The sequence below is a fragment of the Haloarchaeobius sp. HME9146 genome (genome assembly GCF_025399835.1).
Taxonomy (GTDB): domain Archaea; phylum Halobacteriota; class Halobacteria; order Halobacteriales; family Natrialbaceae; genus Haloarchaeobius.
Genome location: NZ_JAODVR010000001.1, coordinates 189,447 through 203,033, shown reverse-complemented (window position 1 = coordinate 203,033; position 13,587 = coordinate 189,447). Strand labels below are relative to the sequence as shown.

The 13,587-nt window shown below is 69.2% G+C and carries 14 protein-coding genes and 1 pseudogene; 11 read left to right on the top strand and 4 right to left on the bottom strand.

The window, feature by feature from the left end; genetic code table 11:
- The 7 genes and pseudogenes from N6C22_RS01010 (at position 1) to N6C22_RS00980 (ending at position 6,369) form a co-directional block, all read left to right on the top strand.
- Positions 1-2,016, top strand: coding sequence for a hydantoinase/oxoprolinase family protein (locus N6C22_RS01010; protein WP_261648730.1), 2,016 nt, complete (start codon positions 1-3; stop codon positions 2,014-2,016).
- Positions 2,013-3,610, top strand: a pseudogene (locus N6C22_RS01005) (hydantoinase B/oxoprolinase family protein). Before N6C22_RS01010 ends, N6C22_RS01005 begins: the two are co-directional and overlap by 4 nt.
- Before the next feature lie 2 nt (positions 3,611-3,612).
- Positions 3,613-4,335 carry an aspartate/glutamate racemase family protein gene (locus N6C22_RS01000; protein WP_261648728.1) on the top strand — a complete coding sequence of 241 codons (723 nt, stop codon included), beginning with the start codon at positions 3,613-3,615 and terminating at the stop codon, positions 4,333-4,335.
- A 25-nt stretch (positions 4,336-4,360) separates the two neighbouring features.
- The gene (locus N6C22_RS00995) at positions 4,361-4,906 is read left to right on the top strand and encodes a CDP-2,3-bis-(O-geranylgeranyl)-sn-glycerol synthase (RefSeq protein ID WP_261648727.1); all 546 of its coding nucleotides are present in this window, start codon (positions 4,361-4,363) and stop codon (positions 4,904-4,906) included.
- A gap of 183 nt (positions 4,907-5,089) precedes the next feature.
- The gene (gene pyrE, locus N6C22_RS00990; RefSeq protein WP_261648726.1) at positions 5,090-5,623 is read left to right on the top strand and encodes an orotate phosphoribosyltransferase; all 534 of its coding nucleotides are present in this window, start codon (positions 5,090-5,092) and stop codon (positions 5,621-5,623) included.
- A gap of 145 nt (positions 5,624-5,768) precedes the next feature.
- The gene (locus N6C22_RS00985; protein WP_261648724.1) at positions 5,769-6,020 is read left to right on the top strand and encodes a hypothetical protein; all 252 of its coding nucleotides are present in this window, start codon (positions 5,769-5,771) and stop codon (positions 6,018-6,020) included.
- 121 nt (positions 6,021-6,141) lie between these two features.
- Positions 6,142-6,369, top strand: a complete 228-nt coding sequence (locus N6C22_RS00980) for a hypothetical protein (RefSeq protein ID WP_261648720.1) — start codon at positions 6,142-6,144, stop codon at positions 6,367-6,369.
- Positions 6,370-6,406: 37 nt separating this feature from the next.
- Here N6C22_RS00980 and N6C22_RS00975 read toward each other — a convergent pair whose 3' ends face one another.
- From N6C22_RS00975 to N6C22_RS00960, 4 genes are read right to left on the bottom strand one after another with little or no spacing between them, the layout of a single operon-like run.
- Positions 6,407-8,797, bottom strand: a complete 2,391-nt coding sequence (locus tag N6C22_RS00975) for a cation-translocating P-type ATPase (protein ID WP_261648718.1) — start codon at positions 8,795-8,797, stop codon at positions 6,407-6,409.
- 15 nt (positions 8,798-8,812) lie between these two features.
- Positions 8,813-9,577, bottom strand: a complete 765-nt coding sequence (locus N6C22_RS00970; RefSeq protein ID WP_261648717.1) for a sulfite exporter TauE/SafE family protein — start codon at positions 9,575-9,577, stop codon at positions 8,813-8,815.
- A gap of 2 nt (positions 9,578-9,579) precedes the next feature.
- The gene (locus N6C22_RS00965) at positions 9,580-10,110 is read right to left on the bottom strand and encodes a TlpA family protein disulfide reductase (RefSeq protein ID WP_261648716.1); all 531 of its coding nucleotides are present in this window, start codon (positions 10,108-10,110) and stop codon (positions 9,580-9,582) included.
- Between the two features lie 4 nt (positions 10,111-10,114).
- Positions 10,115-10,306: a hypothetical protein gene (locus tag N6C22_RS00960; RefSeq protein WP_261648715.1), complete on the bottom strand. Its 192-nt coding sequence runs from the start codon at positions 10,304-10,306 to the stop codon at positions 10,115-10,117.
- Between the two features lie 176 nt (positions 10,307-10,482).
- Here N6C22_RS00960 and N6C22_RS00955 point away from each other — a divergent pair, with 176 nt between their 5' ends.
- Genes N6C22_RS00955 through N6C22_RS00940 form a run of 4 tightly spaced genes read left to right on the top strand, consistent with a single transcriptional unit; the run spans position 10,483 to position 13,458 of the window.
- On the top strand, positions 10,483-10,674 hold the full coding sequence (locus tag N6C22_RS00955; RefSeq protein ID WP_261648714.1) for a cytochrome oxidase: 192 nt from the start codon (positions 10,483-10,485) through the stop codon (positions 10,672-10,674).
- A 4-nt stretch (positions 10,675-10,678) separates the two neighbouring features.
- A complete protein-coding gene (locus N6C22_RS00950; protein ID WP_261648712.1) occupies positions 10,679-11,236 on the top strand; it encodes a cytochrome c oxidase subunit II in 558 nt (185 codons plus the stop codon).
- Positions 11,233-12,951, top strand: a complete 1,719-nt coding sequence (locus tag N6C22_RS00945) for a b(o/a)3-type cytochrome-c oxidase subunit 1 (RefSeq protein WP_261648711.1) — start codon at positions 11,233-11,235, stop codon at positions 12,949-12,951. The genes N6C22_RS00950 and N6C22_RS00945 overlap by 4 nt, the downstream gene beginning before the upstream one ends.
- 3 nt (positions 12,952-12,954) lie before the next feature.
- The gene (locus N6C22_RS00940; RefSeq protein ID WP_261648710.1) at positions 12,955-13,458 is read left to right on the top strand and encodes a DUF4352 domain-containing protein; all 504 of its coding nucleotides are present in this window, start codon (positions 12,955-12,957) and stop codon (positions 13,456-13,458) included.
- Positions 13,459-13,587: the final 129 nt, after the last annotated feature.

Here is a 13,587-nt window from a genome sequence, read left to right as displayed (position 1 = left end):
GTGGGGAATCGAACACGCGTCGGCGTCGACGTCGGCGGGACGTTCACCGACGTTGTGCTGCTGACCCCTGACGACGACCTCGTCACCGCGAAGGTGCCGAGCACTGCCGACCAGAGCGTCGGCGTCGTCGAGGGCATCGAGAAGGCCTGTTCCGAGGCGGGTATCGATCCCGCCGAGGTCGACGCCTTCACGCACGCGATGACCGTCTCGGTCAACGCCCTGCTGGAGGAAGACGGCGCGGAGACCGCGCTCGTCACGACCGAGGGCTTCCGGGACGTCCTGGAGATCGCCCGGCAGGACCGGCCGGACCTGTACGACTTCGACGAGACGCGGCCCGACCCACTGGTGCCGCGTCGCCGCCGGTTCGAGGTGCCCGAGCGGACCACCATCGACGGCGTCGAGAAACCCGTCGACGAGGCGGCTGTCCGCGAGGTCGCCGACCGAATCGAAGACAGTGACGCCGAGAGCGTCGCGGTCTCGCTGCTGCACGCCTACCAGCACGAGGAGAACGAGGCCCGCGTCACCGAGATACTGCGCGAGGAACTCGACGTGCCAGTGTCGGCCAGCCACGAGGTGCTCGCGGAGTTCCGCGAGTACGAGCGAACCTCGACCACGGTGGTCGACGCCTACGTCAAGCCGGCTATCGACGCCTACCTCGGCCGCCTCGAAGAGCGCGCCGAAGAACGTGGTGTCCCGGCCCCGCGCATCATGCAGGCCAACGGCGGCATCGCCGCGGCCAGGACGGTGCGCGACCGGCCCGTGACGACCTCGATGTCCGGCCCGGCAGCGGGAGTCGTCGGCGCGGCCGCAACCGCCGGCGACGCCGCAGACGACCTCTCCGGCCTCGTGACCTTCGACATGGGCGGTACCTCCAGCGACGTGAGCCTCGTCCGCGAGGGCGAGGCCGAGCGAACCACCGATGCGGAGATCAACGGCCGCCCCATCAAGGTCCCGATGGTCGACGTGAACACCGTCGGGGCCGGCGGCGGCTCCATCGCCTGGGTCGACGAGGGCAACGCGCTCCGGGTCGGCCCGAAGTCCTCGGGTGCCGAGCCCGGCCCGGCCTGTTACGGCCGTGGCGGGACCGACCCGACGGTCACGGACGCGAACGTCGTCCTGGGCTACATCGGCGGCTCGTCCGCGCTCGGCGGAGAGCTGTCGCTCGACGAGGCGGCCGCCGAGGACGCCCTCGCGAACCTGGCCGACGCGGCTGGACTGGACGACGCCCTGGCGGCAGCCCGCGGCGTCTACCGGGTCGCGAACGCGAACATGACGCGGGCCATCCGCGCCGTGACGGTCGAACGCGGCCACGACCCGCGCGAGTTCGGGCTGGTCGCCTTCGGCGGCGCGGGCCCGATGCACGCCGCGAACCTCGCGGAGCGACTCGACGTGGGGACCGTCGTGGTTCCCCGCGCATGTGGGGTCCTCTCGGCGTACGGGCTGCTCGCGGCCGACGAGAAGCACGACGCGGTGCGGACGCTCCGCCAACCCCTCGCCGACCTCGACCGCGGGCGCGTCGAGACAGCCTACGACGAACTCGGAAGCCAGGTGCTCGACGATGTGGCAGACGGTGCAGAGGCCACGGTCGAACGCGCCGCAGACCTGCGCTACCTCGGCCAGAGCTTCGAGCTCACGGTGCCCGTCGATGCGCAGTTCGACGCCGAGACGGTCGCCGAGCGGTTCCACCAGGCCCACGAGACGACCTACGGCTACCGGATGGACGAACCGGTCGAACTCGTCAACGTGCGCGCGACCGCCGTCGCCGAGCGCGACGAGGTCTCCGTGCGCTACGAAGCGGGCGAGGACCCGCAGAAGGGGACCCGCCAGGCCTTCTTCGGCGAGCGGTTCCACGAGACCGCGGTGTACGACCGCGAGTCCCTGCCCGTCGGCGAGACCGTCGAGGGGCCAGCCATCCTCGAACAGGACGAGAGTACCGTCGTCGTGCCGCCGGAATGGGCGGGGGCGGTGCAGCCGGATGGCACCTTCGTGATGACCCACGGGGGTGATGCAAGATGAGCCTCGACGCCGTCACGCTCGAGATCCTCCGGAACCAGTTCGAGGGCGTCGCGGAGGAGATGGGTCAGGTGCTTATCACAGGCGCGTACTCCCCCAACATCAAGGAGCGGCGCGACTGCTCGACGGCCCTGTTCGACGCCGAGGGACGCCTCGTCGCCCAGGCCGAGCACATCCCGGTCCACCTCGGCGCGATGCCCGCCGCGGTCGACGCGGTCATCGCCAAGGACCCCGAGCCGGGCGACGTGTGGGTGCTCAACGACCCGTTCCAGGGGGGACCCACCTGCCCGACGTGACGATGGTCTCGCCGATAACCGTCAGCGACGACTCCGACGAGATTCTGGGCTACGCGGTCTCTCGCGCCCACCACGCCGACGTGGGTGGGATGAGCCCCGGCAGCATGCCGGCGGGTGCCCGCGAGATCTACCAAGAGGGGCTGCGACTGCCTCCCGCCAGACTCGCCATCGGCGGCGAGGTCAACGACGACGTGATGGACATCGTCCTCGCGAACGTCCGCAATTCGGGCGAGCGCCAGGCCGACATCCGCGCCCAGCTCGCCGCGAACGACCGGGCCGAGGCGCGCCTGCGCGACCTCGTCGACGAACACGGCGAGGAGCGCATCGTCGCGGCCTTCGACGCGGTGATGGACTACTCGCGCGACCGCATCACCGCGGAACTCGACGCCCTGCCCGACGGCGAGTACCACGCTCGCGACGTGCTGGAGGGCGACGGCCAGACCGACGCGGACATCCCCATCGAGGCGACCGTCACGGTCGACGGCACCGACGTGACGGTGGACTTCGAAGGGACCGCGGACCAGGTCGACGGCAACGTGAACGCGCCGCTGGCCGTTGCCACGAGTGCGGTCTACTTCGTCGTCCGCTGCGTGACCGACCCGGACATCCCGCCGAACCAGGGCTGTTACGACCCCATCTCGGTCGAGGCACCCGAGGGCTCGCTGCTCAACCCGACCGCCCCCGCGGCGGTCGTCGGCGGGAACGTCGAGACGAGCCAGCGCGTCACCGACGTGGTGCTGGCCGCCTTCGCCGAGGCCGCGCCCGACCGGGTGCCGGCGCAGGGGCAGGGCACGATGAACAACCTCGTCATCGGCAGCCGCGACGCGAACGGCTTCAGCTACTACGAGACCATCGGCGGCGGTGCCGGTGGCCGGCCCAACGGCGACGGGACCGACGGGGTCCACGTCGGCATGACGAACACGCTCAACACGCCGGTCGAGGCGCTCGAAGCCGAATACCCGCTCCGCGTGGAGGAGTACTGTCTTCGGTCGGGGAGCGGCGGTGACGGCGAACACCGCGGCGGGCTCGGCATCGTCCGTTCGGTGACCGTCGAGGCGGACGCGACCGTCTCGCTCCTCACGGAACGTCGCCGGCACGCGCCGAAGGGCGTCGCCGGCGGCGAGGACGGTGCGACCGGCGAGAACCGGATCGACGGCGAGGACGTCCCGGCGAAGACGACGCGAGATGTCGAGGCCGGGACGACCGTCACGGTGAAGACGCCCGGCGGGGGCGGCCATGGCGACCCGGCCGACCGCGACGAGAACGCACGAGCCGACGACGAAGCCGACGAGAAGGTGTGACCATGTCGGGCCAGCCAACGAAACTCGGTTTCGTCGTCCCGTCCTCGAACACGACGGTCGAACGCGAGCTGGCGGCGGCCCTGCCCGGCGGTGTCTCGTTCCACACGGCCCGGATGCCGCTGCAGAACGTCACGGTCGAGGAGCTCGACGCGATGGCCGACGACGCGGTCGCGGCAGCCGAGCGACTGTCGCACGCAGACGTGGACGTGGTCGCCTACGCCTGCACGACCGGGAGCCTCCTGCACGGTCCCGGCTTCGACACCCAGTTAGAGGAGGACCTCTCGGACGCGACGCAGGCCCCGGCGGTCGCGACCGCCCGGTCGGTGAAGCGGGCGCTCGACGCGCTTGGCGCAGAATCGGTCGCGCTCGTCACGCCGTACACCGACGACCTGAACGCTCGCGAGGTGGACTTCCTCGAAGCCGAGGGCGTGTCGGTTACGAGCGTCGACGGGCGCGGCATCGAGGCCAACACGGAGATCGGCGCGCTCACGCCGGGCGACGCAGCACAGCAGGTCCGTGAGGCGATGGGTGCGGAGGTCTCGGCCGACGCGGTGTTCGTCTCGTGTACGAACTACCGGACGTTCGCGGCCGTCCCCGACCTTGAAGCCGAACTCGGCGTGCCGGTCGTCACGAGCAACACGGCGACGCTGTGGGACGCGCTCCGGGCCGCCGGGGAAGCGACCGACTGCGTGCCCGGTCACCTCGGACGAATCACAGGTCGTTAAGAGCCAGGGCTGTTTTCGGTCGAGTATGGACCTCGTCGCGACGGTCGTGCTCGCCTTCTGGGCGATGCTTCCGGCCTACGTCCCGAACAACGCTGCCGTCCTGGTCGGCGGCGGCCCGCCCATCGACGGTGGCCGGACCTGGAAGGGTCGCCGGCTGCTCGGTGATGGCAAGAGCTGGCGCGGGACTATCGGCGGCACGCTCGCCGGGATGGCCCTCGCGTTCGGCCTGTCGGCCATCGCCGACCCGATGAGCGTGGCGGTCGGAGTGACACTCCCGACCTTCCCGCTCGTCGTCGCGTTCACGCTCTCGTTCGGCGCGATGCTCGGCGACATCGTCGCCTCGTTCCTGAAGCGTCGGACCGGCCGCGAGCGCGGGGCCGCGTTCCCCGGCCTCGACCAGCTCGACTTCGTGGTCGCGTCGCTCGTGCTGACGGCGCTCGCCGCCCCGGCCTGGTTCGGTGAGGTGTTCACCCTGCCGGTGCTCGCGGTCGTCCTCGTCCTCACGCCGCTGTTGCACCTCGGGACGAACGGCATCGCCTACGTGTTGCACCTGAAAGAAGAGCCGTGGTAGACACTGGGCGGTTTTAGTGGCGAACAGACGGCACGCCGCAGCAGGGACGGGTGTCGCTGTGCCGTGCACCCGCGAGACGACACCCGGTATCGGTCAGACCACGCCGGGTCTGTGCCGGCATCGCTTTTGAACGCTCGGACGAATCCACGGGGCTTATGCTCGCCCGCATCCCGTTCACGAGCAATGGCGTCCGAGGAACTCATCGCGGCCCTGAAGGCGGCCGACGCGGTCCAGTTCGGCGAGTTCGAACTGAGCCACGGCGGCACCAGCGAGTACTACGTCGACAAGTACCTGTTCGAGACGGACCCGACCTGTCTCGACCTCATCGCAGAAGCGTTCGCCGAGCGCGTCGCCGACTCCGACGCGAAGCTGGCCGGCGTCGCCCTGGGTGGCGTCCCGCTGGTCGCGGCGACCGCGCTGAAGGCGAAGCGACCCTACGTCATCGCCCGCAAGCAACAGAAGGAGTACGGGACGGCGAACCTCGTCGAGGGACGGCTCGAGGAGGGTGAGGAGGTCATCGTCGTCGAGGACATCGCGACGACGGGCCAGTCCGCCGTCGACGCGGTCGAGGCGCTCCGGGATGCGGGCGCAGTCGTGAACCGCGCGCTCATCGTGGTCGACCGCGAGGAGGGTGGCCGCGAGAACCTCGCGGAGGCCGGCGTCGAGATGGAGGCGCTCGTCACCGCGAGCGAGCTGCTGGCCGACGCGGAGAACTGAGACGGCTCGCCGGTCGCTCCTTCGCGACCCGTGACAGGACAGCCGACCGTCGAGTGAACCGGTCATCCCGCCGCTGTTTCCCGTTCTCAACACTCTGGAATCGGCTTCTGTTTTTATCCTGTTTCCCGTCCTCTCTCTAGCTGTCATGAGCATCAAGCAACGTCGGAACGCTGGTCCCGGAATCAAACTCGAAGTAATTCAGGCCGTGTTCCTGCTGATTGCCGGGCTCCTCGTCTCGGCAGGTGCGTACCTCCTGCTGTCGGACGCTGGCGTCAGCATCGAACTGACCGGCCTGTTCGCGATCTCGGTCCTCTTCGGCGCGATGGTCGTCGGCGGGGCCTGGCTCCTCGGCCGGAAGAAGCCGCGGGAGTCGCCCGAGGTCGAGTTCCGTCCCTGAACGGCTGTTTCTGCTGTCATCCCACCCGTGGTTGCCCCGTCGAGCGGTAGCACTCGCTCGACGTTTGCTGGTTGTTCAATACGGGAGATATTTTTTGTACGGGTCGCTCCACGAGGCGAGTATGGGGCTCCTGAAACGAGTTGTCAGGTATCTCGGTGGCGCAGTGGCGCTGGCCGGGCTGGCGGTCGCGACGGCGTTCCTCGGGAACAGGACGGCCGACCCGCTGGCGGCGAGCTTCGTCCAGCCGTTCACCATCTGGACGCAGGTGCTCGGTATCGGCGCAGGCCTGGTGGTACTGGTTCTCGGACTGGCGCTCGTCGGACAGACTGGGCCAGCGTCCCGCTGGTGACCGTCGCGTCACGGCCATCTTGGCCGCACGTGTTGCCTCACAGCGACCGAGAGGAGTTCGCCACGACGAGCAGGCTGCTCGCGGCCATCGCGACCGCCGCAACCAGGGGATTCAGGTTGCCCGTCGCGGCCACCGGGATGGCGATGGCGTTGTAGGCGAGTGCCCAGCCGAGGTTCTGGCGGACCCGACGCTTCGCGGCCCGCGTCAACTCGAACACTCGCGAGACGGCGGCGAGGTCGTTCTCGGTGAGCACCACGTCGGCGGCGTCGGCCGCGAGCGCGGTCCCGCCGCCCATGGCGATGCCGAGGTCGGCGGTCGCCAGCGCGGGGGCGTCGTTGCTCCCGTCGCCGACCATCGCGACGGTTCCGCGTTCCTGCAGGCGCTCGACGATCTCGGCCTTGGCTTCGGGTGGAACGCCCGCGAACACGTGGTCGACGTTCTGGTTCACCCGGAAGCGTTCGGCGGCGCGTTCGTCGTCGCCGGTGATGACCGCCACCTCGCGCTCGTCGGTGGCGAGGTCGGCGACCACCGGGTCCCACTCCTCGCGAGCGTCGTCGCCGACCACGACGAGCCCCCGGACCGCGCCAGCCCAGCCGACCACGACCGGGACGTTCCCGGACGCGCGGGCGTCGTCCACCCGGGCGTGGAGGGTCTCCGGGACGGGCCACTCGCGGGCCGCGAAGAGGTCCGGGTGGCCGACGACGACACGCTCGCCGGCCACGTCGGCGGAGACGCCGCGACCGGGGTGCGCCTCGAAATCGGTGACGTTGTGGTCCTGGTCGGGTGCGACCTGGGCGATGGCCGCACCGATGGGGTGCTCCGAGAGGGCTTCGACCGCGCCCGCCCGGGCGAGGAGGTCGTCCTCGGTGGTGCCCTCGCCGGGGACCACGTCGTGGACCCGCATCTGCCCGGTCGTGAGCGTCCCGGTCTTGTCGAAGGCGACCACGTCGAGCTGGGTCGCGGTCTCGAACACGCTGGAATCGCCGACGACGATGCCCTCGTCGAGGGCCGCCCCGACCGCCGAGGCGACCGCGAGCGGGGTCGCGAGGCCGAGGGCGCAGGGACAGGAGACGACGAGGACCGCGAGGCCGGTGAGAAGGGCGGCCGTGATTCCTGCACCGGTGACGAGCTGCCAGCCCGCGGCGAGGACGGCCACGACGAGAACGAGCGGGACGAACACCGCGGCGAGGCGGTCCGCGAGGCGCTGGACACCGGTCCGGCCGGTCTGGATGTCCCACATGAGCGTGACGAGGCGGTCGAGGGTGCTCCGGGCGTCCTCGGCGACTTCGAGGACCAGTGGGGCGTCCGTGACGACCGCGCCCCCCACGACCTCGTCGCCCGCCTCGACGCGCTCCGGGACGGACTCGCCCGTGACGAGGGACTCGTCGACCGCGGCGGTGCCCTCTTTGACGACGCCGTCGACGGGCACGCGCTCACCGGGTTTGACCAGCACTGCCTCGCCGCCGGTGAGGTCCTCTACCGACACCTCGACGGTGTCGCCGCCGGGCAGTCGTTTTCTGGCGGTCCGGACCTGTTCCTCGGTGAGTTCGCCCAGCCGGTCGGTCGCCCGGCGCTTGATGCGCTTCTCGTAGTAGTTCCCGATGGAGACGACCAGCACGACCACGACGGTGATGTCGAAGTACACCTCGGTCCCGCCGGTGAGGAGGACGGCGACCGAGTAGACGAAGGCGTTCACCGCGGCCAGCGCGACCAGCAGGTCCATGTTCGGGATGCCAGAGCGCAGGCTGACGTACGCGCCCTGCAGGATGGGGTAGCCGGTGTAGCCGAGGACGACCGCGGCCATCACCGCGGTGTTCGCGAGCAGGTACTGGCCCGCCGACCCGGCGACGTTCATGAGCAGGTCGTCCGGGTTCACGCCGAGGTACGCCGGGTAGAGGAAGAGGACGTACCACAGCATGGTCATCATCCCGAAGAAGCCGCCGACCAGCAGGCGCATGAGTTCGGTCCCGTCGTCCTCGTGCTCCTCGTCCAGCAGGCGGGCCCGGTAGCCCGCGGTGGTGAACAGGTCGGGCAGGCTCGCCTCCGAGCGCTTCCGGGGGTCGTAGCGCACCCGGACGAGTTCGCTGGCGTAGCTGGCGTCCACGTCGACCACGCCTGCTTCCTGCCGCCCCGACCCTTCGAGGAACGCCTCGCAGGTCGCACAGTGCATGCCGTCGACCGCGAGATAGGTCGTCTCGGCATCGTCGATGGACTCCGCGGACTCCTCGAATGCGTCCCGCACGTCGTCGGGGCTCTCCACGTCCGCCACGTCGCCGAGCTGTCGGGCGACTTCACAGCAGCCCTGGCAGCAGAACGTCCCGTCCACGTCGGCTGCCGTGATGGGGGGCTCCGGCGTCGGCAGGCCGCAAAGCGAGCACTCGTCGGCGGTCTCGTCGGCCGGGGTCTCGGATGGATGCTGCGTGCTCATTGGCGGGAGATGGTTTCAGGCTGGGATGGTCGGGCCGGGCATCGGGAGCGGGACGTGGGGGACGTGGATGCCGAGCAGCATCAGCCCGTGAGAGAGCGGGATGTACCCCAGCACGAGGAACGCCGCCCCGAGCGCCCGATGGAGGTGGGAACGCCACCTTGCGTCGGCGGACTGGAAGAGGGTCCCGTACGCGAACAGCGTCGGGATGGTCCCGAGGCCGAGGACGCCCAGCGACACGCCCCCGGCGAGGGGCGAGCCAGTTGCCAGCGCATAGAGGTACGCCGGGTAGATGATGGGACACGGGAGCAGCCCGTGGACCGCGCCGAGGCCGACGATTCTGGGACCCCGGACCCACGAGTCGACGTGGGCCGTCAGGGTACTGTACACGCGCTGGAACGCGCCGCCCACGAGTGGAATCGACACGCCGTGGCCGACCGTGCGCCCCCGGAACAGGTAGCCCGCACCGGTCACGAGGATGAAGCCGCCGACGAGGATGCCCGTCACGGCCCGGAGACCGTCAGCGAGTGGCGTCACCGCGGCCGCGTCGAAGACGAGCATCCCGAGCAGGCCCATCAGGGCCCCGATGGCTGCGTAGCTCAGGGTCCGCCCGAGGTTGAACAGGAGGTGCTGGCGCATATCTCGGAACGAGACACGCTCGCGGTCTGCACCCATCCGGTCGGCGTACAGCGTGACCAGGGGGCCACACATGCCGAGACAGTGCGCCCCGGCGAGGAGGCCGACCACGAGGAAGACGCCGAGGGTCGCCGGGTCGGGGACCATCGTCAGCCCGTCACCTCTTCGACTTTGGCGACGATGCGGTCGGCCGGGACGATACTCGGCCGGGCCGTCTCGCGGTAGGCGACGTGGCCGTCGGGGGTGACGATAGCGAGGAATGGAATCTGGCGGGCGTCCAGCGCGTGGACGAGTTTCGCCTCGCGGTCGTGCGCGAGCGTCCAGTCCCCGTCGGCCTCGCGCCACCACTCCCGCAGGCCAGCGGGGGAGATGCCTGTCTCGCCGATGGGTTCGCCCGTGACCGAGATGAATCGTGCCGAATCACCGAGCCGGTCGCGGGCCACAGCGACCGCCCGGGTCTGCGGTTTGCAGGGACCACACACCGTCGCGAAGAGGTCGAGGACGACGGGGCGGTCGTCCGGGACCGTCACGGTCCCCGCTTCGCTTCCCCGCGCGTCGAGGGTCTGGACGGTGGTCTCGCGGAGTCGCCCGGTGCCGTCCCCGGTGGCGGCCCACGCGCCCGCCCCGATGCCGAGGCCTGCGGCTCCGGCGGCCGCACCGAGGAACGTTCGGCGTCGCATGTGCTCAGTGGCCTGCGGCGTGGTCGCCCTCGTGCTCCGTCGGGGACAGCATGTAGTAGAGACCGGCGGAGATGAGGAGGACGTTCAGCAGGGCGAGTACGACGGGCCACATCCCCTCTATCGCGGCGTAGGCCACCACCGGGAGCAGACCGAGCAGTCCCACACCCGCGACGAATTGCGTTCGGTCGAGGTTCATGGACCATGCTACTCGTTCCTCCCTCTTTGGCCTACCGCCGGTTCCAACAGCATGAGAATTCACCCCCTATTATAGTGTGGGTGGCCCACAACTGCCTGCCTGTCTATGCGCAGCACGAGTAGCAGTACGGTTCACGCGCGCCCCCAGGGCGGGTGCGCTGGAGACGGGGTGTCGATATGAGTTCGGAGGTATCGCAGGCGGAGGACACCGCCGATGCCGACGGCGTCGTCAGGGAGCTCGGTCACGACGAGTTCGACCCTGTCGGAACGGCGTCGCTCATCGTGGTGTACTTCCTCATCCTGGTACTCCTGTGGGGGTTCATGTACTTCATCGAGTTCCTCGGCAACGGACCGACGGTGATCGGGTGAGACCATGCACATTCACAGGTTCGAGAAGCTCTGGCTCGGTGTTGCATTGTTGCTCATCGTCGGCTTCATCGCGACGATCACCTACGGTGCCATCGGTGCCGGGGTCGAGATGGTCGACGACAAGGGCGGGCAGGTCGACCCACAGGCACTCGACGAGCATCCGGAGTTCTCCGACCCGGGTGTCGTCAAGACCGGCCCGAACGAGTACCACGTCTACATCGTCGCCCGGCAGTTCAGCTACAACCCGGGGACGCCGGACGTCTCCCGGCCCATCCGGGTGCCGACCGACGCGAACGTGACCTTCCACATCACCAGTGGCGACGTCATCCACGGGTTCGAGCTGGCGGGGACGAACATCAACACGATGGTCATCCCCGGACAGGTCGCGACCATCAAGACGCGCTTCGACGAGGCCGATACGTACGGCATCGTCTGCCACGAGTACTGTGGCGCGAACCACCACAACATGGAGGGCAAGGTCGTCGCCGTTCCGTCTGACCAGTACACGTACAACGGGACGAGCGGGAACACGACGAACGCCACCGCGGGGGTGAGCGCATGAGCGCCGAGGCACTCCAGGGGTCCACCGACACGCACTTCGTCGACGAGTACCCGTTTGAGGCGAAGGTCACCCGGGTCTGCCTGGCCATCGCGTTCGGGTCGCTCCTCATCGGCGGCCTGATGGGGCTGGTGCAGGCGCTCCACCGCACGGGTGCCCTGCGTATCATGCCCTCGCAGGACTACTACACCGTCCTGACGGGCCACGGTGTCCTGCTCGCACTCGTTTTCACGACCTTCTTCATCTGTGGCCTGTTCACCTGGGGCATCACCCGGAGCCTGGAGACGCCCATCCCCAACCGGAACATCACCCGCGCCTGGGTGCTGTTGATGGCGCTCGGGACCGTCCTCGCGACGGTCGCCATCCTTGGCGGCTTCGCGGGCGAGATTCCGTTCCAGGCCGACGTGCTGTTCACGTTCTACGCGCCGCTTAAGGCGCACCCCATCTTCTACTTCGGGCTGGCCGCGTTCCTCGTCGGGACGTGGATCGCCGGCCTCGACTGGTTCCGTACCTTCTACGTCTGGCGGCAGGACAACCCGGACGAGCGCGTCCCGCTCCAGACGTTCATGGTACTCACGACGATGCTGATGTGGTACATCTCGACGTTCGGCGTCGCCGTCGAGGTGCTCTTCTTCCTGCTGCCGTGGTCGCTCGGCCTCTTCGAGACGGTCGACCCGCTGCTGACGCGGACGCTGTTCTGGTACTTCGGACACCCGGTCGTGTACTTCTGGCTGATGCCCGCGTACTTCGTCTGGTACACCATCCTGCCGAAGCTCTCGGGCGGCCGGCTGTTCAGCGACCCGCTGGCCCGCGTCGTGTTCATCCTGTTCCTCATCCTCTCGACGCCGGTCGGGTTCCACCACCAGTACATGGACCCCGGCATCCCGAGCGGGTTCAAGTTCGTCGCGATGACGAACACCATGTTCCTCCTGCTGCCGAGCCTGCTGACGGCGTTCACCGTCGTCGCCAGCATGGAGCACGGGGCGCGCCAGCGCGGCGGTGAGGGCCGCTTCGGCTGGCTTCGCGCCCTGCCGTGGGATAACCCGGCGTTCGCCGGCTGTGCGCTCGCTGGGCTGATGTTCGCCGCCGGGGGCTTCTCCGGCATGATAAACGCCGGGATGAACATCAACTACCTCATCCACAACACGCTGTGGGTGCCCGGCCACTTCCACCTCACCGTCGGCACCGCGGCCGCCCTGACGTTCATGGCCATCACGTACTGGCTGTGGCCGCAGGTCACCGGCAAGCGCCTGCAGTTCCGCGGCGTCGCGGTCGCCCAACCGTTCGTCTGGTTCCTCGGGATGACGCTCATGTCGAACGCCATGCACCGCGCTGGCCTCGCGAGCCTGCCCCGCCGGACGGCCGAACCCGAGTGGGGGCGCGTCACGGGCATCGCGTACGAGACGCCGTTCGGGACCGTCGCGGAGATGCAGCTCCAGATCGCCATCGGGGCGGTCCTGCTGTTCGTCTCCCTGGGCATGTTCTGGCTCGTGTTCGCCGGGACGTGGAACGCGGACCGCGAGAAGAGCAAGGTCGTCGTCGACGGCTTCATCCCGGAGCCGCTGTCGGGGCCGAGCGATAGCCCGCGCATCCTCGACAACTTCAAGCTGTGGACGGCGCTGGCCATCGTCCTCATCCTGATCGCCTACGGCATCCCGGTCGTGGACCTGCTGGCGGATGGGGCGCTCACGCCGGGCTCGCCGCCGATCAACCCCTGACCGATGGAGCGCCGGACCCTCATCCGACTGCTCATCGTGGTGGGCATCGGCATCCCGCTGGTCATCGAGGGGGCGACGTTCTTCGGGCTGGTCTCGAACCAGCTCTTCGGCGGGGAACAGCCGGCGGACCAGCGTGAGCCCGTCGGTATCGGCGACGAGGTCGTGCTGACGACGGAGCAGACGGAGCGACTCACGGACGCCCACTTCGAGACGGTCGACGGCGAGCGCCGACTGGTCCTCGAGGTGACCGTGCGAAACACCGGCAACGACCCCTACGAGTTCCGGGTCGACGGCGTGACGCTGGAAGACGGCACGACCCTCTCGGCGAACGCCTCGACCGGGAGGCTCACCCGTGGGGAGACGGCCACGGTCTCGGCCTCGTGGGCCGTCGACGAAGGCGTCGCGGTCGCATCGCTGAACGCCACGTCGGTCGTCTCGGCTGACAGCGTCACCGTGAGGAACCAGCACTCCGTGCCACTCGCGCCCGTCACCGAACGGGACAGCTGACCGGCCCTCGTCGCGGCCAGAAACTGCGCCTTCGCTGACAGTGCTGCGTCGGACTTTCTATCTCAAGCCCCGACAACACCGTGTGATACATTCTCACGCATGTTTTCGATTAAATGAAACGCAACTCTT